Annotated in this window: 23 protein-coding genes and 1 tRNA gene; 16 read left to right on the top strand and 8 right to left on the bottom strand. The window is 38.0% G+C overall.

The window, feature by feature from the left end; all coding sequences use genetic code 11:
* The first annotated feature begins 140 nt into the window (after positions 1-140).
* Complete coding sequence (locus Q9306_RS02395; RefSeq protein ID WP_090919615.1) at positions 141-572, top strand: Rrf2 family transcriptional regulator; 432 nt, start codon at positions 141-143, stop codon at positions 570-572.
* A gap of 42 nt (positions 573-614) precedes the next feature.
* Here the strand turns inward: Q9306_RS02395 and Q9306_RS02400 are convergent, their stop codons facing one another.
* Both Q9306_RS02400 and Q9306_RS02405 read right to left on the bottom strand, forming a co-directional pair.
* A complete protein-coding gene (locus Q9306_RS02400; protein WP_306194903.1) occupies positions 615-1,250 on the bottom strand; it encodes an NAD(P)-dependent oxidoreductase in 636 nt (211 codons plus the stop codon).
* A gap of 182 nt (positions 1,251-1,432) precedes the next feature.
* The gene (locus Q9306_RS02405) at positions 1,433-1,624 is read right to left on the bottom strand and encodes a PspC domain-containing protein (protein WP_306194904.1); all 192 of its coding nucleotides are present in this window, start codon (positions 1,622-1,624) and stop codon (positions 1,433-1,435) included.
* 270 nt (positions 1,625-1,894) lie between these two features.
* Between Q9306_RS02405 and gerE the strand changes: the two genes are divergently transcribed.
* Together gerE and racE are read left to right on the top strand one after the other, a co-directional pair.
* On the top strand, positions 1,895-2,119 hold the full coding sequence (gene gerE / locus Q9306_RS02410; RefSeq protein ID WP_020060005.1) for a spore germination transcription factor GerE: 225 nt from the start codon (positions 1,895-1,897) through the stop codon (positions 2,117-2,119).
* A 179-nt stretch (positions 2,120-2,298) separates the two neighbouring features.
* Entirely contained in the window at positions 2,299-3,099 is an 801-nt protein-coding gene (gene racE, locus Q9306_RS02415; protein WP_098914370.1) for a glutamate racemase, read from the top strand.
* A 161-nt stretch (positions 3,100-3,260) separates the two neighbouring features.
* Here racE and Q9306_RS02420 read toward each other — a convergent pair whose 3' ends face one another.
* Genes Q9306_RS02420 through nirB form a run of 5 tightly spaced genes read right to left on the bottom strand, consistent with a single transcriptional unit; the run spans position 3,261 to position 8,629 of the window.
* The gene (locus tag Q9306_RS02420; RefSeq protein ID WP_306194909.1) at positions 3,261-3,710 is read right to left on the bottom strand and encodes a precorrin-2 dehydrogenase; all 450 of its coding nucleotides are present in this window, start codon (positions 3,708-3,710) and stop codon (positions 3,261-3,263) included.
* Positions 3,703-4,413, bottom strand: coding sequence for a sirohydrochlorin chelatase (locus tag Q9306_RS02425; RefSeq protein WP_306195167.1), 711 nt, complete (start codon positions 4,411-4,413; stop codon positions 3,703-3,705). The genes Q9306_RS02420 and Q9306_RS02425 overlap by 8 nt, the downstream gene beginning before the upstream one ends.
* The gene (locus tag Q9306_RS02430; protein WP_306194911.1) at positions 4,410-5,834 is read right to left on the bottom strand and encodes a uroporphyrin-III C-methyltransferase; all 1,425 of its coding nucleotides are present in this window, start codon (positions 5,832-5,834) and stop codon (positions 4,410-4,412) included. The genes Q9306_RS02425 and Q9306_RS02430 overlap by 4 nt, the downstream gene beginning before the upstream one ends.
* Before the next feature lie 59 nt (positions 5,835-5,893).
* A complete protein-coding gene (nirD, locus tag Q9306_RS02435) occupies positions 5,894-6,211 on the bottom strand; it encodes a nitrite reductase small subunit NirD (protein ID WP_306194912.1) in 318 nt (105 codons plus the stop codon).
* Positions 6,212-6,223: 12 nt separating this feature from the next.
* Positions 6,224-8,629, bottom strand: a complete 2,406-nt coding sequence (gene nirB, locus Q9306_RS02440) for a nitrite reductase large subunit NirB (RefSeq protein WP_306194913.1) — start codon at positions 8,627-8,629, stop codon at positions 6,224-6,226.
* 598 nt (positions 8,630-9,227) lie between these two features.
* On the opposite strand from nirB, the gene Q9306_RS02445 reads away from it, so the two are divergent.
* The 6 genes from Q9306_RS02445 (at position 9,228) to Q9306_RS02470 (ending at position 13,465) form a co-directional block, all read left to right on the top strand.
* Complete coding sequence (locus tag Q9306_RS02445) at positions 9,228-10,268, top strand: GerMN domain-containing protein (protein ID WP_306194915.1); 1,041 nt, start codon at positions 9,228-9,230, stop codon at positions 10,266-10,268.
* Positions 10,269-10,397: 129 nt separating this feature from the next.
* On the top strand, positions 10,398-11,135 hold the full coding sequence (gene rph, locus Q9306_RS02450; RefSeq protein WP_306194917.1) for a ribonuclease PH: 738 nt from the start codon (positions 10,398-10,400) through the stop codon (positions 11,133-11,135).
* Between the two features lie 10 nt (positions 11,136-11,145).
* Positions 11,146-11,757, top strand: a complete 612-nt coding sequence (locus Q9306_RS02455) for an XTP/dITP diphosphatase (RefSeq protein WP_306194919.1) — start codon at positions 11,146-11,148, stop codon at positions 11,755-11,757.
* Between the two features lie 16 nt (positions 11,758-11,773).
* Positions 11,774-12,280 carry a metallophosphoesterase family protein gene (locus tag Q9306_RS02460; protein WP_306194921.1) on the top strand — a complete coding sequence of 169 codons (507 nt, stop codon included), beginning with the start codon at positions 11,774-11,776 and terminating at the stop codon, positions 12,278-12,280.
* 101 nt (positions 12,281-12,381) lie between these two features.
* A tRNA-Gly gene (locus Q9306_RS02465) sits at positions 12,382-12,455 on the top strand.
* 599 nt (positions 12,456-13,054) lie between these two features.
* Positions 13,055-13,465: a hypothetical protein gene (locus Q9306_RS02470; RefSeq protein WP_306194923.1), complete on the top strand. Its 411-nt coding sequence runs from the start codon at positions 13,055-13,057 to the stop codon at positions 13,463-13,465.
* A gap of 344 nt (positions 13,466-13,809) precedes the next feature.
* On the opposite strand, the gene Q9306_RS02475 is transcribed toward Q9306_RS02470, so the two are convergent.
* The gene (locus Q9306_RS02475) at positions 13,810-14,424 is read right to left on the bottom strand and encodes a PH domain-containing protein (RefSeq protein ID WP_306194925.1); all 615 of its coding nucleotides are present in this window, start codon (positions 14,422-14,424) and stop codon (positions 13,810-13,812) included.
* Between the two features lie 303 nt (positions 14,425-14,727).
* Here Q9306_RS02475 and Q9306_RS02480 point away from each other — a divergent pair, with 303 nt between their 5' ends.
* From Q9306_RS02480 to ysxC, 7 genes are all read left to right on the top strand, one after another.
* Positions 14,728-14,976, top strand: coding sequence for a hypothetical protein (locus Q9306_RS02480; RefSeq protein ID WP_306194927.1), 249 nt, complete (start codon positions 14,728-14,730; stop codon positions 14,974-14,976).
* A gap of 335 nt (positions 14,977-15,311) precedes the next feature.
* A complete protein-coding gene (locus tag Q9306_RS02485; protein ID WP_306194929.1) occupies positions 15,312-16,319 on the top strand; it encodes a hypothetical protein in 1,008 nt (335 codons plus the stop codon).
* Positions 16,320-16,639: 320 nt separating this feature from the next.
* On the top strand, positions 16,640-17,923 hold the full coding sequence (gene tig, locus Q9306_RS02490; protein ID WP_306194931.1) for a trigger factor: 1,284 nt from the start codon (positions 16,640-16,642) through the stop codon (positions 17,921-17,923).
* A 264-nt stretch (positions 17,924-18,187) separates the two neighbouring features.
* Positions 18,188-19,453: an ATP-dependent protease ATP-binding subunit ClpX gene (gene clpX, locus Q9306_RS02495; protein WP_098914070.1), complete on the top strand. Its 1,266-nt coding sequence runs from the start codon at positions 18,188-18,190 to the stop codon at positions 19,451-19,453.
* A 155-nt stretch (positions 19,454-19,608) separates the two neighbouring features.
* A complete protein-coding gene (lonB, locus tag Q9306_RS02500) occupies positions 19,609-21,279 on the top strand; it encodes an ATP-dependent protease LonB (protein ID WP_306194933.1) in 1,671 nt (556 codons plus the stop codon).
* A 202-nt stretch (positions 21,280-21,481) separates the two neighbouring features.
* Complete coding sequence (gene lon / locus Q9306_RS02505; RefSeq protein ID WP_306194935.1) at positions 21,482-23,812, top strand: endopeptidase La; 2,331 nt, start codon at positions 21,482-21,484, stop codon at positions 23,810-23,812.
* Complete coding sequence (gene ysxC / locus Q9306_RS02510) at positions 23,809-24,405, top strand: ribosome biogenesis GTP-binding protein YsxC (protein WP_020059985.1); 597 nt, start codon at positions 23,809-23,811, stop codon at positions 24,403-24,405. Before lon ends, ysxC begins: the two co-directional genes overlap by 4 nt.
* The last annotated feature ends 478 nt before the right edge of the window (positions 24,406-24,883 follow it).

Below are 24,883 nucleotides of genomic sequence, written 5' to 3' on the forward strand. Positions count from 1 at the left end.
TTTATTCTCTGTATTTAGAATGCTTTTATTTTATCTACTGATGGAAGTTTCACTTTATATAACGAAAGAAAGTGGTATATAATAAAAGGTATGTTATTTTTTATGAATGATAGAGAATGGTATAAAGGAGGGGAATACAAGTGGGGATTAGTAGTCGTTTTACGGTGGCTGTTCATATGTTAACATTGCTAGCAGTTGATAAAACTTCGCGCTGTACGTCTGAATGGATTGCTGGTAGTGTCAATACAAACCCAGTCGTTATTCGCCGAATTACAGGAATGCTAAAAAAAGCAGGGCTTGTTGATGTACAAGCTGGAAAAGGCGGCACTTCTTTAGCTCGGGATTTAGATGAAGTGACGTTGCTTGATGTATACAAAGCGGTTGAGGTTGTGGAAGAAGGACATTTATTTTCTTTTCACGATAATCCAAACGTACAATGTCCAGTTGGGGCAAACATTCAAAATGTGTTAGAAATTATATTATTGCAAGCGCAGGAAGCGATGGAAAATGTACTTGCAAATGTAAAAGTAAAACAGTTGGTTACGAATTTAGAAGAAAAAATAAAACAATAAAAGAACCTAGCCTTCTATCATGTAAGGCTAGGTTCTTTTTCATTAAGCGTTACGTACTGTGAAGCGTTGGCGTAGGAATTGAGGAGTTTCCACTTCGTCTAATAAAGCAACAGTGTAGTTTGGAATGGAAACGCGGCTTTCACCATTTTCATCTGTTAATAACTGATCTGTTCCTGTTACATATTTGCTTGTGCGTTCCCCTGGTTCGATCATTGCAGCAGGACTTAAATTTGTCCAGTTAAAATCAGATTGTTTATATAATTCTAATGCATCGCGGTGCGCTAATGCAATTGGCTTCCACTCTGCAGGGAAGTCTGATGTATCTACAACTTGTAAGCCAGGGGCTACTTCTAAACTACCTGCACCTCCAACTGATATAAGACGAGAGACGCCAGCTTGTCTTGTTGCTTGTAATAAAGAATGTGTTGCTTCTACAAGTTTCTCCTCTTCACCATGTTTAGGACCAAATGCACTAATTAATACGTCATGATTTGCTGCTTCTTTTGCAATGCTGTTTGCATGGAAGATATCACCTGTTACAACATGTAAATTTTCATGTGTTGTTTCTACGCGAGATGCATCACGCACAATTGCCGTTACTTCGTGCCCGCGTGTTAAAGCTTCCACAATGATTTGTTTTCCGATATTACCAGTTGCGCCTACTACTGCAAGTTTCATGCTCATTCTCCTTTGTACTTTGTTTTATATAAAAGTGTATTTATCAGTGAATGTATTGTAATTAGTTTAATTACAACTATATGTAACTATTGTAGTTACACTTCTTTTTCTTTGTCAATACAAAAAACAATTTGGAGAAAGGAAATTAAAATATAGAAAAGGCACCGCGGAAAACGGTGCCTTTATTCATAAAAACTTGGCATGAGCAACATAAGAATGAAATAAGCTAAAAAACCTGTTCCGAAACATAAGATAGCAATTAGCCAAAGAATGCGAATCATACTTGTGCTCACACCGAAATATTCTCCTAAACCACCGCATACGCCGAGAAATACTTTATCTGTTGAAGATTTACACAATCTTTTTTCTGTCATGAACGCCTCTCCTTTTCATGGTTCATCATTTTTCATGTAGCGATGAACAGGAACTATCGAATTATAATGCGCTTTTAGGGAGAAAATGACTGCATTATCATGCATGAGCGGACGATGCTTCTGGAAGTGAAAATAATTTTTTATAAATACATGCAATTTCTGCTTATTTGTATTCACCACGCCTTGCTTCTATTCATACAATATCTTGACTAAATAAACACCCAACTTACACACATACAGCTCTGGCTTAAGCAAGGAGGGTTATACCAATTGAAGGAAAAAGAATATCAATCTAAACCGTTGCTCACAAAAAGAGAAAGAGAAGTGTTTGAGTTACTCGTTCAAGATAAAACAACAAAAGAAATTGCAAGTGAACTTTTCATTAGTGAAAAGACCGTACGTAACCATATTTCAAATGCAATGCAAAAGCTAGGAGTTAAGGGACGCTCACAAGCAGTTGTCGAGCTCCTTCGTATGGGAGAGCTTGAACTATAAAGGATGAAGCCGGCTTTCGTGTGAAGAAAAGCCGGTTATTTTTGTATCTTGCAAATTACTAGGAAAAGGAGGAAAATGAAAAGGTCTATTCATGTACATAAGGTGAACCTTCTATTATTCTATGAATGAGTACACTGTTTGGAAATGTACAGTTAGATTATGAAAGAGAAAACGGGGCGATTGTTTTGAATAGAGCGATTGGTGTAATTGATTCAGGTGTTGGTGGTTTAACAGTAGCGAAAGAATTAATTCGGCAATTACCGAAAGAGCGAATTATATATTTAGGAGATACAGCACGTTGCCCGTATGGTCCGCGATCTCGTGAAGAAGTAATACAATTTACATGGGAAATGACAGAGCATTTACTAGCGCAGGATATTAAGATGCTTGTAATTGCTTGTAATACAGCGACGGCAGTTGTACTTGAAGAAATGCAAAAGAAATTACCAATTCCAGTTGTGGGTGTTATTCATCCAGGTGCGCGTACTGCACTAAAAGTGACAAATACGTACCATGTGGGTGTAATTGGAACGATTGGAACAGTGAAAAGCGGTGCATACGAATACGCGTTAAAATCGATTAACAACCGCGTATTAGTAGAGAGTTTAGCTTGCCCGCCGTTTGTTGAGCTTGTAGAGAGTGGGAACTTTGAGAGTGAAATGGCATACGAAGTGGTAAGAGAAACATTACAACCGTTGAAGAAAACGGAAATTGATACATTAATTTTAGGATGTACGCATTATCCGATTTTAGGACCAGTTATTGGGCGGGTTATGGGTGATTCTGTACAGTTGATTAGTTCAGGTGATGAAACAGCTCGTGAAGTAAGTACGATTTTGTATCATAGTAAGATGTTATATGATATAGAGGAGCAAAGTGATCATCTTTTCTTAACGACAGGGGAAATTGATGTGTTTAAAGAAATTGCTTCAAAATGGTTCGGACAACCAATTGAGAATGTGAAGCATATCGTTTTATAAGTAGTTATTAGTGAGGAAAAAGCATTTAAAGGCCATCTTTATTCAGAGACATACTGAATAAAGATGGCCTTTAGTTTGACCGAAAATCATAGTTTAAAGATGAATGAAATCAGAATCGGTGTTTTATTGTCTATAAGGGCTTGTAACCTCTGATGGATGTCTCACTCTATAAGTTGCGCAAGAACAGTTGTTAGTTCTTGTTTCAATTGTTTTGCAAATGCTGGATGTTTACCTGAGGTAGATATACTTACAATATACTCATTATTTCGAATAACGGCAGGTGTGTGAAAAGATGATTGTGTGCCGTCACTTACGATATTAACCCACTGAAAATCATGCGCTGCTTGTTTGACCCTCATATTTACATCGTGATGATTTGTTGCGGCATAAATGAGATGCGCATCTTTTATGTCTTCATCTGTAAATGTTTTTTGTTTCCATGTAATATAGGAGAGTTTCTTCATTTCCTCGCAAATGTCCGGACTCACAACGGTGACAAGGGCTCCTGTATCCTGTAATCCGCACGCTTTTCGGTATGCAATTTTGCCGCCTCCGATAATGACAACACGCTTGCCTTGTAGATTACATATAAGGGGATATAAGTTACACATGTACATATTCCTCCATTCGTTCTAGTAATGCGAACTTCATATAGGGATCAAATTGAAGGCAGTTACATGTTGTCACGTTCGTGTATGTGTGTGCATGGCGCTCAATTTTCCGAAGCAATAATCCGGTAAAGAGAAGGTATGGCGTAACATATACGTGTTGGGTCGCTGCTGCTATACGATTAAGTTCTTCGGTAAAAGAAGGTGATCCTTTTGTTAAAAAAGAGCAGGAAACTGGTATGCCGATTTTCCGCTCAACTGCTGCTCCGATTTGCTGCAATTCATGTATAGGCTGAGGATCACTACTACCTCGGCCGACGAGTAGAATTTCACTGCCTTGTATAGGTGTGGCTTCACGTATTCTTTTGATTACAAGTTCGATCATGAGCGGGTGTGTACTAAAAGGTGGTACAACTGAAAATGTAATATGCGGATAGCGTTTTTTCATTTGCTCAATTTCGAAAGGAACGTCACGTTTATAATGAGCCGCTGCAAATAATAAAACAGGGACAAGTAAAACTTCAGTTGCTCCATCTAAAATCGCTTCTGTAATTGCATCTTGGACAGTTGGTGTTGTGAGTTCAAGAAAGCCGATTTTTTGAATGCATTCACTTCGCTCTTTTATAACGGACTGGACAAAGTGGATGAATTGCTCATTGCCTTCTTGTAGTCGACTGCCGTGCCCGATATAAACAATTCCTTTCACCATGCCGTCACTTCTTTCTCGTTAAAAATTGCTTGTAATTCATAATCGATGTTTTGGAATCCGACTTTATTTGCGTACTGTAAAGTTAGTTCATCTGTATACGAGAATGGTAAATTGACAATATGCATGAAACCAAGGCGTTTAACTTCTGCTATAAATGCATCAATTGCGGCGCGTCCTTCAAATACAATGCTATCCCATGTGAATTCAGAGAGCATACGGGTATGAATTTCATCAAAACGATGATCGATTTGATATTCATGTGTCATTATATAAGAACCAGGGCCGATTTTTTCTTGAATAATAGCAATTCGATTTATATTTCGTCCTAGATATACAGTTGGTTTTGTAGAAAACCTTGCTTGTTCACTGAAGAGTCCGTATTTCATAAGTGCTTCCTCGGCAGCATGATTCATATGCTGAAGAACTCCTTGTAAGGAACGGATATCTTTTCGATGCTGTGCGCATGATTGTAACAAGATTGCTACGCTTTCGGCTGAACAGAAAACGAGACGCTTTGCATCAAATATTTCGCGGAGTTGTTCCTGTGTTAATGTGTAATCTCGTTTTTTGAAAGTTGGAATTTGATAAGTTTCTGCTCCGGCTTCTTGTAATTTTTGCTCTGCTTTACTTGGTTTATTTGATGAAGAGGCGAGCAAAACTTTTTTTCCGTGTAATGGCTTATGTTCTTTCCAAGCAATTTGTTCACGTAAGGATACGACATCCCCAACAATTGTCATGGAAGGATTTGAAATGTGTTCCTTTTTGACGCTATCAACAATTGTGGAGAGCGTACCTGTAACAACTCGCTGTCTTCCGGTTGTGCCCCATTCGATGACTGCTACTGGTGTATCTTTTTTCTTTCCAGTTTGCAGTAAATTTTCGCAAATGGTCGGTAAGTTTTTAATACCCATGTAAAAAGCGACAGTATCGCTATTTAAAAGTGAGTTGTAGTTGACATGATCCTGAATCGGCCCTTTTGTATGACCAGTTAGTAATGTCACGCTATTACTGTAATCGCGATGAGTGAGAGGGATGCCGGCATACGCGCTTGCGGCGATGCTAGATGTAATACCTGGTACAATCTCATAGGGAATGTTTTCTGCCGCTAAAGCGGCTGCTTCTTCACCAACTCGGCCAAATATAGAGGGATCTCCTCCTTTTAAGCGGACAACAGTCTTACCTTCTTTGGCAAATTGAAGTAAATGCGTGTTAATCATTTCTTGGCGCATCACATGATTTGTTGGCATTTTTCCGCAATAGACAAGTTCGCATGTTGACTTTGTATAGCGAAGTAAATTTTGATTCAATAAGCGGTCATATAAAACGATATCTGCCTTTTGTAAGCACTCGATTGCTTTTTTTGTAATAAGCCCTTCATCACCAGGTCCTGCACCAACTAAATATACGTATCCGTTCATCTCTACACCTCATCTGTTTTTACTGGAAAGGAAGCCGAGAAGGGGCTTCCTTGTGTAAGTTACATGTATATATAAATATCGCCATCAATAATTTGTACTTCATACGTTTGAATACAACCATCATCAGGTTTTTGTACTTCACCGGTCCGTAATGAAATTTTCCAATCGTGCAGCGGACAAAAGACAAATTCGCCAGAAACAATTCCTTCTGCTAATGGGCCGTTTTTATGAGGACACCGATTTTCTACAGCGCGAATGTCGCCGTTTGCCAGGCGGAATAAGGCAATAGACGTGTCCTTGATGCGAACTTCCTTACCGATTTGTACAGGAAGATCCGCGGCAGGCATAATTTTTATTTTTTCTTTCGTTTGTAACATATGAATCGCTCCTTATTTTACACTCTCTACTTCATACATCGTTTTTAGTGATTGTGTTTCTAGTGCTTGTCCCCAAGCTTCTTCGTAGGTATTTCGTGCTGTTTGGAAGCGTTCGTTTAATATAGCGACCATACTTTCATCATGCAGCACTTCTTTTACTTGATCTAAGCCTATTCGTTCTATCCAAGGAGCTGTACGCTCGCCGTAAATGCCAGTTTCACGGTAGTGTTGCACGTAAGCTGTGGCGATGCGAAGTACATCTTCTTCTGAAGGGACAATCATTACAAAGTCAGCTTCACGTACTTCTGTACCGCCGTTACCTCCGATATAAAGCTGGTAGCCATTTTCAACACAAACGACGCCGAAGTCTTTCGTTAATGCTTCTGCGCAGTTACGCGGACAACCTGTTACACCCATTTTCATTTTGTGCGGTGTATCTACCATTTCTAATGACTGCTCAAGCAACATGCCAAGTCCTAATGAATCTTTTGTACCGAAGCGGCAGAAGCGGGATCCGACGCATGATTTTACATTGCGAAGAGACTTCGAATAGGCGTAGCCAGAATTCATATCAAGATCAGCCCACACTTTTGGTAAATCTTCTTTTTTAACACCATATAAACCGATGCGGCTTGCACCTGTTATTTTCACGAGCGGGACGTCGTATTTCTTCGCAACTTCTGCAATTTTCATTAAATCATCTGCTGTTGTAACGCCGCCGTACATACGTGGAATCACAGAAAATGTTCCGTCATGTTGAATATTTCCATTCATTCTTTCGTTAACGAAGCGGGATGCTTTATCATCGGCATACTCTTCTGGGCAAATCATACGTAAATAATAATTTAGTGCAGGGCGGCATTTTGAACAGCCTTCTTCGTGCGAGAAGTTAAGGACGTTTCGTACTTCTTTCGGTGACTTTAAGCCTTTTTCATGAATTGCGGCTACAACTTCATCGCGAGATAAGGTTGTACACCCGCACATGCCTGCAACTTGGACAGAAGCATCAAAGTTATCTCCAAGTGTATGAGATAAAATTTGTTCCACAACTGGGCGACATTTACCACAGGATCCTGCAGCTTTTGTACACCCTTTTACTTCTTCAAATGTCGTTAAGTCTTGTTCTAAAATAGCGTGAACAATCGCTCCTTTTGTGACGCCATTACATCCGCAAACCGTTTCATCAGCACTCATACTTGCAATGTCAAGTCCGTTGTCTTCACCAGCTTTATGAAGAAGAGAAGCTGATGTATATTCTTGTATATCTTCTTCTTTTTTTAACATGCTGAAGAGACGTGTGCCATCAGTTGTATCACCGTATAAAACAACACCAACAACTTTATTGTCCCGAATGAGTACCTTTTTATAGGAACGTGTAAACTCGTCAAAAATGGAGATTGCCTTTGCACTATCATCTTCATAAATTTGACCAGCAGAGAATAAATCGCATCCTGCAACTTTCAGCTGTGTACCGACGATGCTGCCAGTGTAGCCATCTGTTTGTGTATTTGTAATGTGTTTTGCTAATACAGCACCTTGCTCATAGAGCGGTGCAACAAGACCATAAGCAATCCCTTTATGCTCTGCGCATTCACCAACCGCATAGATGGATGTATCATTTGTCTGCATATAGTCATTGATGACAATACCGCGGTTCACAAGTAAACCAGCATCTTTTGCTAACTGTGTATTTGGGCGTATCCCAACAGCCATGACGATTAAATCGCATTTTACAATATCACCATCTGCAAATTGAATGCCCTCAACGTGGTTTGTACCAAGAATTTTTACTGTTTTCTTTTCCATGAGGAACTTCATGCCTTGTGATTCTAAATCTTCGCGCAGTAGTGAAGCTGCCTTAGCATCGAGTTGTTGCTCCATTAAGTGTGATGTTAAATGAACAACATGCACGTCCATTCCTAAGTCAATAAGTCCTCGTGCGGCTTCTAAACCAAGTAATCCACCACCAATGACAACTGCTTTTTTATATTGTTTAGCGGTATCCATCATGAATTGTGTATCTTCAATTGTACGAAAACCTGTTACACCGGGAAGATTTGCACCTTCCACAGGTAAAATAAAAGCACTGGATCCTGTTGCGATTATGAGTTTGTCGTACATAACAAGACGATTCTTTTCTGTAACGATCACTTGTTCTTCCCGATCAATTTGCAGCACTTTTTCATTTGTATACAACGTAATATCATTCTCTTCGTACCAATTGTATTCGTTCATAATGATATCTTGCATGTTTGTCTTTCCTTGTAGAACGTGGGAGAGCATAATGCGATTGTAATTTGGATGCGGTTCATCACCAAAAATAGTAATGTCATATAAAGTATCGTTTTGTTTTAAAATCTCTTCGATGCAGCGTATTCCGGCCATCCCATTCCCGATCATGACTAAACGTGTTTTCATATTCATTTCCCTTCTTTTATGTGAAATGTTTAACAAACTTTTATACTTGTATTATAAAAGTTTTGGAAAATAAGGAGATGTGATATTTATCACATCTGTGGAGGATTCATAAATTGTTCAAAATTGTATGCAATCTCTTTTTGTATTTGGTGGTTTCATCCTACCGGTTGTAGGTATATAAATCAGTTTTAATGTTTCGACATCTTTGTCTAGCTCCTGCGGCTAGAATCTCCGGTCGTTTCGCTCCCTCGGACGAGGCAAAAAGCACCTCTCTGTCGGGGGCGTGGGCGTCCTGCGATTCTGATCGAGCCGCTTCCGCTTTTCTTTATAAGTCGCTGCTATGCAGGATACATCATGACCGCTACTGGCATGCTCTCTTTGTTTGAATACCACGCATGTGGCAGGAAAAGGCCCTGACCGCTTCTATGCATAGCCAGATACTCTCGCTCATCCTAAAAAAGAAAGGGGTTTTTATGGTATGTAGTATAAGATTTTGTATGGGTCTTTTTTGAAGATAAGTTGTCATTGCTTGTTCTAAAGTGAAACTCGGGCTCGTATACATATAGTACAAACTTAGATTTTTTTAGGGGGAAAGCATATGCCTAGATCGACTTTCAAATGGATTGTTTGTGCTACATTAAGTACAGTTTTATTAGCAGGATGCGGTTTGTTTAGTAAGGAAAAAGCAACAGAGCAAATTGATCCGCCTAAGAAAGTAACGTATACGGATGGTGAGAAGAAAGAAACTGCAAAACAAGGGGAAACGAAAAAATTAGATTTATATCTTGTAGATAAAAATGGTTATGTTGTGCCGCAAACGGTGCAGTTACCTGCTCCAAAAGATAACGCGGTGATTAAGCAATCATTACAATATTTAGTGAAAGACGGACCAGTAACAAACTTATTGCCAAATGGATTTCAAGCTGTGCTCCCAGCGGACACAGAAATGACAGTTGATGTGAAAAAAGATGGAACTGCAGTTGTTGATTTTTCAAAAGAACTGAAAAACTATAAAAAAGAAGAGGAACGACGTATTGTAGAAGCAGTTACTTGGACGTTAACGCAGTTTAAAGAAGTAAAAAATGTGAAGTTCAGCATGAATGGGAAAGATTTAGCGAAAATGCCTGTTGCTGGTACGCCGATTGGTAATGGATTAAGCCGAGCAAATGGTATTAACTTTGATGACGAGCAAGTTGCTGATCTTGCAAATACAAAACCAATTACGCTGTATTTCATAGCGCAAAATAATAAACAAAGTTATTATGTACCAGTAACGCGCCGCGTTGCCGAAGGGAAAGAAAACGAAGTAGCGACAATTGTAAAAGAACTTGTGAAAGGACCGTCGCAGAAATCGGCGTTAACATATGATTTTAATCCAGATGTGAGGTTAATCAATGAACCAAAACTTGAAAAGGGAACAGTGACATTGAACTTTAATGAAAATATTTATGCGAATAAAGATAAAAGTGCGATTTCTAACTATGTACTGCAATCGCTTGTATTATCTTTAACTGAAAAACAAGGCGTGGAAAATGTGTCCATTCAAGTGAATGGAAAGGCAAATCTTGTTACAGAAAAAGGTGATAAATTAATAAAACCGGTCGATCGGCCACAAAACGTGAATACAGGTGGTTTTTAAACAGAAATAATTTGATATACTGAATGTAGGAAGAGAAGGGGAATGAATCTAATTCCCCTTCTTTTATTGCGATACATAAATTTTTAATAGGCTATACTAACAAGTAGTAGTTACAAGGGGGTTATTTTTATGCGAGTAGATGGTAGACAAGCATCGGAGCTGCGCCGTATACATATTCATACGAATTATTTAAAACATCCAGAAGGATCAGTACTAATTGAAGTCGGTGATACAAAGGTGATTTGTACAGCGACGATTGAGGACCGAGTTCCTCCATTTATGAGAGGTGAAGGGAAAGGATGGGTTACAGCAGAGTATTCGATGCTCCCTCGTGCAACAGAACAGCGTACGATTCGTGAATCAAGTAAAGGGAAAGTAACGGGCCGTACAATGGAAATTCAACGTTTAATTGGACGAGCATTGCGTGCTGTTGTTGATTTAGAAGCACTTGGTGAAAAAACAATTTGGATTGACTGTGATGTCATTCAAGCTGACGGCGGAACGCGAACAGCTTCTATTACTGGTGCGTATGTAGCGATGGTATTGGCGTTTGAGAAGCTTGTGGAAGCAGGGAAAGTATCAAAACTTCCAGTGAAAGATTTCTTGGCGGCGACGTCTGTTGGAATCGTTGATGAGCATGGCGTTGTATTAGATTTAAATTATGCAGAAGATTCTAAGGCAAATGTTGATATGAATGTCATTATGACAGGAAAAGGACATTTTGTTGAAGTGCAAGGTACAGGAGAAGAAGCAACATTTAGCCGCGGTGAATTGAACGAGCTGCTTGATGTAGCAGAACAAGGGATTTTACAGCTTGTTGAAATGCAAAAAGAAGCATTAGGTAATATTGTTACTCATATGGAATAGAGGTGGAAATATGAAACAAGTTGTCGTAGCAACAAAGAACGCTGGGAAAGTACGCGAATTTGCGGAGCTATTTGAAAAGTTTGATTTAGAAGTAAAATCACTTTATGATTTTCCTCATATTGAAGAAGTAGAGGAAACTGGTGAAACGTTTGAAGAAAACGCAATTCTAAAGGCGGAACATCTGTGTAAACAGCTAAATGAAATTGTCATTGCCGATGATTCAGGTTTAATTGTAGATGCGTTGCAAGGGAAACCGGGAGTGCATTCTGCTCGTTATGCAGGTGAGGAAAAGGACGACCAAGCTAACATTCAAAAAGTGTTAGACGGATTAAAGAATATTTCAATGGAGAAGCGTACGGCACGTTTTTACTGTGCGTTAGCTGTTGCATTCCCGCAAGAAGATAAACAACCATTGATTGTAAATGGAACGTGTGAAGGAAAGATTTTAGAGCAGCAGCGCGGAGAAAATGGTTTTGGGTATGATCCTATTTTTTATGTAGAAGAGTACAAAAGTGCAATGGCGGAATTGTCGTCAGATGAGAAAAATAAAATTAGTCATCGCGGACGTGCGCTTCGTAAATTAGAAGAAAAAATTCCAGTCTGGTTTTTAGGGGAAGAATAATAAGGGAGCGAAACCGATGAAGGCGTTAATTGTGAGCGACAGTCACGGTTCTGTGAAAGAGTTAAAGCAATTAAAAGAACAGTACGAGGGAAACGTGGATGTGATGATTCATTGCGGTGATTCAGAATTAACATCGCAGCACACTGAACTAGAAGGGTTTCATGTAGTGAAAGGAAACTGTGATTATGCTGGAGACTTTCCAAATGATATTATCACAGAAGTACAAAATACATGGTTCCTTATCACGCATGGACATTTATACAATATTAAAATGACGCTCCAAACCCTTTTATATCGTGCGAAAGAAGCAGAGGCAAATGTCGTTTGCTTCGGTCATTCACATATATTAGGAGCAGAGATCATAAACGATATTTTGTTTATCAATCCAGGAAGCATTCTCTTGCCTCGTTCGCGTAGAGAAAAAACATTTGCTTTACTTGAAATAAAAGAGGATATAATGGACATTCGCTTTCTTACTTTAGAAGGCACAATCGTAGCACAAAAAACATTAAAAATAGGGTGAAAAATTCTTCACCCTATTTTTAAAAAATGATGTTGACTTTCATTGTTATCGATAATATAATGAATATTGTCGATGAGGCGCTAGAAAAAATTTCATATTATGCGGGTGTAGTTTAGTGGTAAAACAAGAGCCTTCCAAGCTCTGGTCGAGAGTTCGATTCTCTTCACCCGCTCCATGTCCCAGTAGCTCAGCAGGATAGAGCAACGGCCTTCAAGAATAGGAGCCTTTATAGGGAAACAAGAACCTATAAAGTGGACGACACTATATCGGTGAAGCCTTAACAGTACGGCTGATGGTAATACCGAGGAAACTTACGATCTTCTAAGAAGATTGAGGAGTTTTGAATGATTAAGGAAACACCTTAATGGTAAAAACTCTAAAGTATGATGAAAATCATCGTGAGGTTCCGTAGAGACTACACGTGTCGCACCTGAAATGGTGAAGATATAGTCCAGACTACAAACAGTATTTGCTGGTAGCGAAAGCTATGGTGGTAAGCTAAGCCGTCGGTCGGGAGTTCGAATCTCTCCTGGGACGCTACAAAGAAGTGCATGAGTGTACTTCTTTTTTTTACCCCTTACATCGTTTGGTTGAATGGTGTAAGGGGTTTTTTGTTTTGGTTAAAAGAAAAGGTAGTAAAGGAATCTGTAATCTGCTTTAACTTTTGATTATGTTAAAAATTAAAGCAGGTTATTTGAATAATGAACAGAATATTTATTTTAAGTAGTAGAAATAGCGAATGGGAAGATTTGTAGTTCAAGAGGGGATAAATAAGTGAAAAAATTTTTAGTTGCAATAACGGTTATGGTCATAGGGATTGTAGGACTTGTGGGCTATGTTCTTGTACAAGATGGATTTGATATTAAGGTGAAAAACCAAACAAATAAAGAAGTGTCGGGTTTATATTTGACTTATGATAATATTAAATCGGATATTAAGATACCCTTAATTGCATCAGGTGAAATTTATAAACTCAATGTAAATCCAACCGAGAATTCGAATAAGGATTTTGATGAGGGTGCAATGAAACTTCAATATAAAGATAACGAAGGAATTTTACACACAGAATATGTGATTGGATATTTTGAAAAAGGTTATTCTGGAAATGCTGTAATAACTATAAAATCTATTGATGACAATGGAAAACTTGATATAGAAATTAAAGAAAATACATCTTTGTATTAAAATGTGCAATTCTTCATTAAAAGTTATTTTTTGGTACTAAGATTTTTGTTTGTTTCTTGAACGTATTCTTTTTTTGCATCAGCCAATAGAATGGCAATGCTAGAAAGAACGGCAGGGTAGATTGCGTTGTTTGTTTCAAAGAACCGTCAGAGAAGTAAAGTGTATTTTGGTACATAAGCCAACTAATTTGAAACATATACCAAAATGTATAAAGAATGATTATAGCTAGTAAATAAATAGAGGGATTATCGATATGTTAAGTTTCATGTGATTTTCCTTCAAAAAGATATAGAGCAAAAAAGGAAAGTGTCCTAAAGGATACTTTCCTTTTTTGTGATGTCATATTAATTGTTTATAAACTTCTCAAACACAAACCCAAAATCTTTTACATTATATTGTTTTTTCGTATCCACAAGCCAGTTGAATGCAATTTGATTCATTTCTTTAAACTGTGCTGCAAGATCTACTTCGGCATTTCTTACATTACCTAATGTAGAAGATGCCATCTCTAGACTTTTATGTGCGTATTGCGTTGCGATGTCATTTTCGTAAGTAATTTCAGCGATTTTTAGAAGTGCTTTATATAAATCTTTCACTTCTTCAATATGTTTCTTATGTATATCAATGGAGTAATGTTCCCCGCCCATAGTAAATTTAATTTCGATATCTAAATCGACGGTTCCAGCTGTTTCAAGAAGGACGTTCGAAATTTTATGTGTGTTGTAATTGTAACGGCGAAGTGTGCGTTTCTTGCTTACCGCACTCGTGCCGTCAACGTGAATAAGAGCGGTATTTGTAAAGCAATACTCGTCTGTTTTTGATTTGATTAAAAAATAAATTTTTTCATTTTCTTCATGCATGACATAATCGTCGGCATCTACTTTATCGTAATCAGCAGGAGTAATAACGGATCCAATATCACTTAGGCCAAGCATATCAGCTGCAACTTTTTTGAACATAGTATCATCCCTCTTTCGTTTAAAATTTCTAAATTTTCTCAAATATATTATAACATAAAAGAAATGATTTTTGAGAAATCTTACAATTATGTAAGGTATATGTAAGGTAGTTCGATGGTAACTATTTCTAAACATTTTATAATAAAGGTAACAAAGACGAATCGAGGAGGAAAAAATGATGAAAGGAATAGCTGTAGCAGCATTAACGGTTGCTTTTGGAGTTGTTGCGTATGACAAACTGACTGACATGATCGAGGTTGTAAAACAGTTAATAGCATAAATAAAGACTTAAGGGGACAGAGAATGGAATGGCTATTAGGAATGATTGGCGTTTGTAGTGTAATCTTATTATTCATGCTTCCAAGTGGATTATTAAGTTCAAGTATAAGTATACTTTTCGTCTGTTCAATCACCTGTACAATCATTATTATTATGTTGTTGATAAAGCGTAGTAAGCTAATCTTCTTTTTTGGCATCATTGTGATGACGTTTATTGTTCTTCAAATGATAACCCTCTTCATATATCCTACTATTATAAAAGCTTTCCAGTAGACTCTCCGCATCGGCAGCAGAGAGTTTTTTATTTTATCCCGCATTAACGGGCAGTAAAAGCTATGAAACGCAGGAAGAAAACTGCCCGTAAAAGCCCGATTGGTGAGGGCTAATAATCAGTGAGGGGTGGAGAAAACCCCCACTGATTAAAGTTTCACTTTATTTCTTCATGAAACTTCTGTTTTCGTATTTCCCGCTAATATATTCGATTTTTATATAACAGAAATCGAGATTTTCTCAATAAAAACGAACAGATTGCAATTATTGTGTTCCGAACGGTCATTTGTTATATTAACTTTAAAGTGTATTGAAAATCTAAAAAAAGAGGCGAGCGTATGGATAAAAAAGAAAGTACGGTCGTATTGTTTCCGCAATTGTCAGTGCGATATACCGATGAAGGATTTATTGCATTGCGTGAGCGTCGGTTTGAAGATGCGTTAAAAAACTTCGAAATGTTGCGCCAATACGGAGCACAGACAGAACAATCAGAATTAGCTTCAGTTATTTGTTTGCTAGAATTAAAGGAAATAAAAGAAGCGAAAGAACGATGTGAGGAATTGCTTGAAACAGGGGAGTTTTTATTTCAAGATATTCTTGAAACGTATATTACGATTTTAGTACAAACAAATGATTATGAAGGTATTATTGAAACGGTTCAGTCTGTTTTACAAACGAAAGAAATAACAGTAGAACAAAAGGAAAAATTAGCACAACTTGCCTTGTTTGCAAAGGGTATGCTAGAGAGTGAAGAAGCAGTAGTAGAGATAGATGACAGTTTATCTTTTGATGAACCTGCGTTTGCGGATGCTTTGCTGACTGGTGACTACGGGGAGCAGCTGCGCGCGGTGAATCGTCTTGCGACTAAACATGTCGAGAAGGCGTTGCCGACGTTGCGTACATTTTTATTAGATGAAACGAAACACCCGTATATTAAAACTTCTATCTTATACATATTAATGGACTTTGGAATACAAGAGAAGGTAGATATAGAAAAGTTTGGTGAGACAATAACAATAATACCGGCTAATTTGGCTTATAATCAATATGATACAGAAAAAGTGTTACATATATTGTCTGAGCGATTAGAGCATGATAATCCATCGATGTATGGGGCAATTATTACATATTGGAAAGAAATGCAGACAAGTCTCTTCCCGTTTCCTCTATTAACAGACAAAGCTGAATTATGGGCAGCTGTTTTAGAGAGAGTTGGAAGGAAACGCTTTGGAATGCCAATTCATGAAGAAGAACTTCTTCGTGAGTATGGTATTACACTGGAAGAATACCATATTGCATATCAGTGGTTTTTACGTATTGAGAAAGAAGGGTTTATGCCAGTATAATGAAAAAGAATGTTTCAGTTATTGAAACGAGAGTATTCTATGTTATAATGTAAGGGTTGCAAAAGGCTTAAATCTGCCTTTTTATAAGAGAATAGAAACAAATATTCTCTTACTTATATGTTTCATATTATTCTCGAACAAAATATACCGTATTTGTCTTTTCGGCAAATAGTAGATTGAGAAGTATGTCCAAAGCTTTTCATAGCGGATAGAAGGCTGAATTAATCAGTTTGCGTTTATTGTTTCTTTCTAAGAAACAATAAAGGCCTCGATATCTAAAGGTATGTGCATACATTATTACAGTTGGAGGGAAAGAATAAATGGCTGCAAAATGGGAAAAATTAGAAGGTAACGTTGGCGTTTTAACAATCGAAGTTGATGCGAAAGAGGTAAACAACTCTTTAGACGCTGCGTTCAAAAAAGTAGTACAAACAATTAATGTACCAGGCTTCCGTAAAGGGAAAATGCCTCGTCCTCTATTCGAACAACGTTTCGGTGTAGAGTCTTTATACCAAGATGCTTTAGATATCATCTTACCAAAAGCATACGGAGAAGCAATCGATGAAACTGGTATCTTCCCAGTTGCTCACCCTGAAATCGACATCGAGAAGTTCGAAAAAGGCCAAAACTTAATTTTCACTGCAAAAGTTACTGTAAAACCTGAAGTGAAATTAGGCGAATACAAAGGCTTAACAGTAGAGAAAGTTGATGCTACTGTAACTGACGAAGATGTAGAGAATGAATTAACATCTTTACAAGAGCGTCAAGCTGAGCTTGTAGTGAAAGAAGATGGCACTGTAGAAAACGGTGATACAGCTGTAATCGACTTCGAAGGTTTCGTTGATGGCGAAGCATTCGAAGGTGGAAAAGGCGAAAACTACTCTTTAGCAATCGGTTCTAACACATTCATTCCAGGATTTGAAGAGCAATTAGTTGGTCTAAAAGCTGGCGAACAAAAAGACGTAGAAGTATCATTCCCAGAAGAATACCATGCAGCTGAACTAGCTGGTAAACCAGCAACATTTAAAGTAACAGTTCATGAAATTAAAGTGAAAGAACTTCCTGCTTTAAATGATGAGTTCGCGAAAGATGCAAACGAAGAAGTTGCAACTCTTGATGAGTTAAAAGCAAAAATTCGTGAAAACTTAGAAGTAAGCAAAAAGCAAGAAGCTGAGCACAAAGTTCGTGACGAAGTAGTAGAAAAAGCTTCTGCAAATGCAGAAATCGAAATTCCAGAAGCTATGATCGAAACTGAGTTAGATCGTATGGTTCGTGAATTCGAGCAACGCCTAAGCTACCAAGGTATGAACTTAGAACTTTACTACCAATTCACAGGTACTGACGATGAGAAATTAAAAGGACAAATGAAAGAGGACGCTGCAAAACGCGTAGCAACTAACCTTGTTCTTGAAGCAATTATCAAAGCTGAAAACATTGAAGCAACAGAAGAAGAAGTAAATGCAGAAGTTGAAAAAATGGCTGAAATGTACAACATGCCAGTAGACGCTGTGAAACAAGCTCTTGGTAACGTTGAAGGTGTAAAAGAAGAACTTCAAGTTCGTAAAGCAGTAGATTTCTTAGTAGATAACAGCAAGACTGCATAATAAAATAACAAGGCACGACATTGCTCGTGCCTTGTTTTATAAATATAAATATATTTGTAAAACATTTTGTTATGAAGAAGGAAATGTTTCTTCAAAAGTCGAATATACATATTTCAAAAGTTTTAAAATTTTTTTATTTGTACATAACTAACCATATTATTTGTATTTCTCGCCACGTAGTGACATAATATGTATTTACATACGATACATTTATCGTGTACATACGAAGGCAAGGTTTTAGCACTTTGTAAGGGGTGTGAAAATATGTTTAAATTTAATGATGAAAAAGGACAATTAAAATGTTCTTTCTGTGGTAAAACACAAACGCAAGTTCGAAAACTTGTGGCAGGTCCTGGGGTTTACATTTGTGATGAATGTATAGAACTTTGCACAGAAATCGTGCAAGAGGAGCTTGCAAAAGATGAAGAAGTAGAATTCAAAGATGTACCAAAACCGGTAGAAATTCGTGAGATTTTAGATGAATATGTAATCGGACAAGATCAAGCGAAGAAAGCATTAGCGGTAGCGGTATATAATCATTACAAGCGCATTAATTCTAGCAGCAAAATTGATGATGTAGAATTGGCGAAAAGTAATATTTCTTTAATTGGGCCAACAGGTAGCGGTAAAACGTTATTAGCTCAAACGTTAGCGCGTATTTTAAATGTTCCATTTGCAATTGCTGATGCAACATCTTTAACGGAAGCTGGATATGTAGGAGAAGATGTAGAAAACATCTTATTAAAACTTATTCAAGCAGCTGATTATGATGTAGAGAAAGCAGAAAAAGGGATCATTTATATTGACGAGATTGATAAAGTGGCTCGTAAGTCAGAAAATCCGTCAATTACGCGTGACGTATCTGGTGAGGGTGTGCAACAGGCACTTCTTAAAATTTTAGAAGGAACTGTAGCGAGCGTTCCGCCTCAAGGTGGTCGTAAGCATCCACATCAAGAGTTTATTCAAATTGATACAACAAACATTTTATTCATTTGTGGCGGTGCATTTGATGGTATTGAACCAATCATTAAACGCCGTCTTGGTGAAAAAGTGATTGGTTTCGGTTCTGAGAAGAAAAATGCTGATGTAACAGAAAAGCATGTTTTATCGCATGTATTGCCAGAAGATTTATTAAAATTCGGATTAATTCCAGAATTTATTGGTCGTCTTCCAGTTATTGCGAACTTAGAGCCACTTGATGAAGGTGCTCTTGTTGACATCTTAACAAAGCCGAAAAATGCGCTTGTGAAGCAGTTCCAAAAGTTATTGGAGCTTGATGATGTTGAATTAGAGTTTGAAGACGAAGCTCTTGTTGAAATTGCTAAAAAAGCAATTGAACGTAAAACAGGTGCACGTGGACTTCGTTCTATCATTGAAGGTTTAATGCTAGATGTGATGTTCGAACTTCCATCCCGTAAAGACATTGAAAAATGTGTGATTTCAAAAGAAACAGTAACAGAAAATGCTGCGCCAAAATTAGTGCTGCAAGATGGTACTGTACTTGAGCAAGATACAAAAACATCTGCATAAGGTGTTTTGAATAATGGGGGCTTTGGCCCCCATTATTTATGAAGTGGAATATAAACGAGAGAAACAGCAATTATATAATTGCTGTTTCTTCTTATGTTTAGCGTGTTTCCTCCCAGGGGATACTGAAGAGTAAAACATAGCGGGAGGAAATGAATATGAGCTGGACAAATATTTTTTTAATCGTTCAACTAGTCTTTGGTGTAATTGTCGGATTATATTTTTGGCATTTACTCCGAAACCAGCGAACGCAAAAAGTTTCAATCGATAGAGAATCAAAGAAAGAGCTAGAGCAACTTCGAAAAATGCGGGAAATTTCTTTAACAGAACCGCTGGCTGAAAAGGTTCGTCCGGCGTCATTTGCTGATATTGTCGGACAAGAAGATGGTATTAAATCATTAAAGGCAGCTTTATGCGGACCAAATCCACAGCATGTCATTATATATGGACCACCAGGAGTTGGGAAAACAGCAGCGGCTCGGCTCGTATTAGAAGAAGCGAAGAAAAATATGAAGTCTCCGTTTCGCACGAATGCAACATTTATTGAACTCGATGCCACAACAGCTCGGTTTGATGAACGAGGCATTGCTGATCCGTTAATTGGTTCTGTTCATGACCCGATTTATCAAGGGGCCGGTGCGATGGGACAAGCGGGTATTCCGCAACCGAAAAAAGGAGCGGTTACAGATGCACATGGAGGTATTTTATTTATTGATGAGATTGGAGAGCTTCATCCAATTCAAATGAATAAAATGTTAAAAGTGCTGGAGGATCGCAAAGTGTTTTTGGAAAGTGCATATTATAGTGAGGAAAATTCCTTTATTCCAACGTATATACACGATATTTTCCAAAAGGGATTACCAGCTGATTTTCGTCTTGTTGGCGCAACGACACGTTCACCGGAGGAAATTCCTCCAGCGATTCGCTCACGTTGCTTAGAAGTCTTTTTTCGTGAATTAGATACAGAAGAGATTGAAGCGGTAGCTAAAAACGCTGCTGAAAAGGTAGGTATGGAGATAGGAAAACAAGGCGTAGAAATGATTGGGATGTACGCGCGAAATGGAAGGGAAGCCATAAACCTTGTACAAATCTCTGCTGGAATGGCGATTAACGAAGGACGCTCTTCCGTAAAGGATGAAGATATTGAATGGGTAATTCATTCAAGTCAACTGACGCCCAAGTATGAAAAACGTATATATCCAATTCCGAGAATCGGTCTTGTAAATGGCTTGGCTGTATATGGGCCAAATACAGGAGCACTACTCGAAATTGAAGTAACTGCAATTCCGGCAAAAGAAAAAGGTTCTGTTGTGGTAACAGGAATTGTTGAGGAGGAGAGTATTGGCAATCAATCAAAATCGATTCGTCGTAAAAGTATGGCGAAAGGTTCTGTTGATAATGTTGTAACTGTCCTTCGTTCCCTAGATTTATTACCAGAGGGATATGATATACATATTAACTTTCCAGGTGGTATTCCAGTTGATGGTCCATCTGCCGGTATTGCAATTGCAACAGGTGTATATTCTGCCGTTCATCGTATGTATGTCAATAATGAAGTAGCGATGACCGGTGAAATTAGTATTCACGGGGAAATAAAACCAGTCGGCGGCGTTTATGCGAAAGTAAAAGCAGCGAAAAAGGCTGGGGCAAAGAAAGTGCTCATCCCAGCAGAAAATATGCAGCCTCTTCTTTACACAATTAAAGGTATTGAAATTGTTCCTGTCCGAAAATTAAAAGAAGTATTTGCATTAGCGTGTATACAAGAGAAAATTGAGCGAACAGACGATACGTTGCTCTCTTTCGAGGAAGATGATGCACAATCGATTTGAAGAAAAGTGTTAGTAGATCAAATGGGCAGTTTTCGTTAAGAAGAAAGTTAAATCACTCGAATATTCTAGACTTCGCTAAAGTCGTTATATGCTTAAGCGAAGTCCTTTTTCTTGAACGGGAAACAAAGTATCAAGTCTCTGCGATTGCATAAGGCTTTATTGTAATATAAAATAGGGAAACAAAGATATTTATGGAGGTGCTATGTCTAATATGAATGTGAATGAAAGAATCGTGCCCCTCCTACCATTAAGAGGCGTTCTCGTATATCCGACGATGGTTCTGCATCTTGATGTAGGACGTGATAAATCGATTAAAGCGCTTGAGCAGGCGGCTATGGATGAAAATATAATTTTTTTAGCAATGCAAAAAGACGTGAATATCGATGATCCGCAAGAAGATGATGTTTATAAAGTAGGTACGTTAGCAAAAGTGAAGCAAATGCTTAAATTGCCAAATGGGACGATGCGTATCCTTGTTGAAGGTTTACATAGAGTAGAAATGACAGAGTTCATTGAAGAAGATGATGTAATTACAGCTCATGTCCGCATGTTAAGTGAAGAAGAAGAAGGCGATTTAGAGGAAAAGGCGCTTATGCGCACGTTAATTGAGTATTTTGAGCAATATATTAAGCTGTCTAAGAAAGTTTCAGGTGAAACGTTTGCGACGGTTGTTGATGTTGAGGAACCAGGTCGATTAGCTGACCTCGTATCTTCTCATTTGCCGCTCAAAATGAAGCAAAAGCAACAAATTTTAGAAATCACTGCAGCGAAAGAACGATTACATACACTTATTTCTTTTATTCAAGATGAAAAAGAGTTATTAAATTTAGAAAAGAAAATTGGGCAACAAGTAAAACGTTCTATGGAGCGTACACAAAAAGAGTACTTCTTACGTGAACAAATGAAAGCTATTCAAAAAGAGCTTGGTGATAAAGAAGGAAAAGGCGGCGAAGTAGAAGAGCTTCGCGAAAAGATTGAAGAATCAGGAATGCCAGAAGACACGATGAAGGCGGCATTAAAAGAGCTAGATCGTTATGAGAAATTACCGGCAAGTTCAGCGGAGAGCGGAGTCATTCGCAATTATATTGATTGGTTGTTATCTCTTCCTTGGACGGAGGCAACGGAAGATCGTATCGATCTTGCCCGCGCTGAAAATATTTTAAATGAAGAGCATTATGGGCTTGAAAAAGTAAAAGAACGTGTGCTTGAATATTTAGCAGTACAAAAGCTTACTAATTCGTTAAAAGGGCCTATTCTTTGTTTAGTTGGTCCTCCTGGGGTTGGGAAAACATCGTTAGCTCGTTCAATTGCGACATCAGTGAATCGTAATTTTGTTCGTGTATCACTTGGCGGGGTACGTGATGAATCGGAAATTCGTGGTCATCGTCGTACGTATGTCGGTGCGATGCCAGGCCGCATTATTCAAGGAATGAAAAAAGCAAAAACAGTCAATCCCGTCTTTTTATTAGATGAGATTGATAAAATGTCCAATGATTTTCGCGGTGATCCTTCAGCAGCATTATTAGAAGTATTAGATCCAGAACAAAATCATAATTTTAGTGATCATTACATTGAAGAGCCGTATGATTTATCGAAAGTGATGTTTGTTGCAACTGCTAATACGCTTGCAAGCATTCCAGGTCCGCTTCTTGACCGCATGGAGATTATCTCTATTGCTGGTTATACAGAACTTGAAAAAGTACATATTGCCCGTGAACATTTATTGACGAAACAATTGAAGGAACATGGGTTGAAAAAAGGGAATTTACAAGTGCGCGATGAAGCGCTTCTTGAAATTATTCGTTACTATACGCGTGAAGCGGGTGTTCGTACGTTAGAACGTCAGCTTGCGAAGCTTTGCCGGAAAGCAGCGAAGATTATTGTAACGGAAGAACGTAAACGCATCGTTGTCACGGAGAAGAATATTACCGAATTGCTTGGAAAACGCATATTCCGTTACGGCCAAGCAGAAACGAAAGATCAGGTCGGTATGGCAACAGGTTTAGCGTATACTTCAGCTGGCGGAGATACGCTTGCGATTGAGGTATCTGTATCTCCGGGGAAAGGGAAATTGATTTTAACAGGAAAACTTGGTGATGTGATGAAAGAATCTGCACAAGCGGCATTTAGTTATATTCGTTCTCGTGCAGAAGAACTACATATTGACCCTGACTTCCATGAAAAACATGATATTCATATTCACGTTCCTGAAGGTGCGGTGCCAAAAGATGGCCCATCAGCGGGGATTACGATGGCAACGGCTCTTATTTCAGCATTAACAGGTATTCCTGTTAGTAAAGAAGTCGGAATGACAGGTGAAATTACACTTCGTGGTCGCGTGTTACCGATTGGTGGATTGAAAGAAAAAACATTGAGCGCGCATCGTGCAGGTTTAAAGAAAATTATTTTACCGATAGAAAATGAAAGAGATTTGGAAGATATTCCAGAAAGCGTAAAGGAAAACCTTACGTTTGTGCCAGTCTCTCATTTAGATGAGGTACTAGAGCATGCATTAGTAGGAGTGAAAAAATGAAAGTAACAAAAGCTGAGATTGTCATTAGTGCAGTCAAACCAGAACAATATCCTGAGGGAGATTTACCAGAAATCGCATTAGCGGGTCGTTCGAATGTAGGGAAATCATCATTTATTAATAAAATTTTAAATCGAAAAAAATTAGTGCGTATTTCTTCTAAACCAGGAAAAACGCAAACACTAAACTTTTTTATCATTAATGATATGATGCATTTTGTGGATGTACCAGGCTATGGTTACGCAAAAGTATCTAAATCAGAACGAGCAGCATGGGGCAAGATGATTGAAACGTATTTCACAACAAGACAGCAGTTAGATGCAGCTGTTCTTGTGATTGATTTACGTCATAAGCCAACGAACGACGATGTGATGATGTATGATTTCTTAAAACATTATGAAATTCCAACAATCATTATTGCAACAAAAGCTGATAAAATTCCAAAAGGAAAATGGCAAAAGCATTTAAAAGTTGTGAAAGAAACGCTCGATGTAGAACCAGGAGATGAAGTCGTATTATTTTCTTCAGAAACAGGTCTTGGGAAAGAAGAAGCGTGGAAAGCCATTCATAAGTTTACAAAAACAAAAAACGTGTGACGATTGTCACACGTTTTTTGTATGGTCATTTGGTATAATCATACATATTTTCATTCAATTGAAAGAAGCTAAGGAAAGTTAGTCTTTCTGTAGGTATGGAATAGTTTTCATTACTTGATTCCGACAATTTTTTTTGATAACGTACAGATAGAGTTATTATTTTATAATTATTATAAAGTGAAACTTCCCTTTTAGGAGTGTCTTTCTCCTAAAAGGGTTAGCCCGCCCAATCGGGCTCTTAGGGACAGTATCTTCGTTGGATAAGCAGATTTTTACTGTCCCTTTGAGCGGGATAAAGTGAGTTTCTTTTTCAAAAGAGGCGAACTAAAATCATTCTTCTTTATGAAAAGTTTTCCTCACCTGTCGCTCTTTACTTATCGCGGGAGATGGCTTATTGTCAGATAAGTAAGGAAGAAAAAAGAGAAGGTGTTCACACGATTGTCAGATTTATAAGAGAAAAGTTGTATTATGATAGTAG

It is taken from the genome of Bacillus multifaciens, assembly GCF_030756675.1.
Lineage (GTDB): Bacteria > Bacillota > Bacilli > Bacillales > Bacillaceae_G > Bacillus_A > Bacillus_A multifaciens.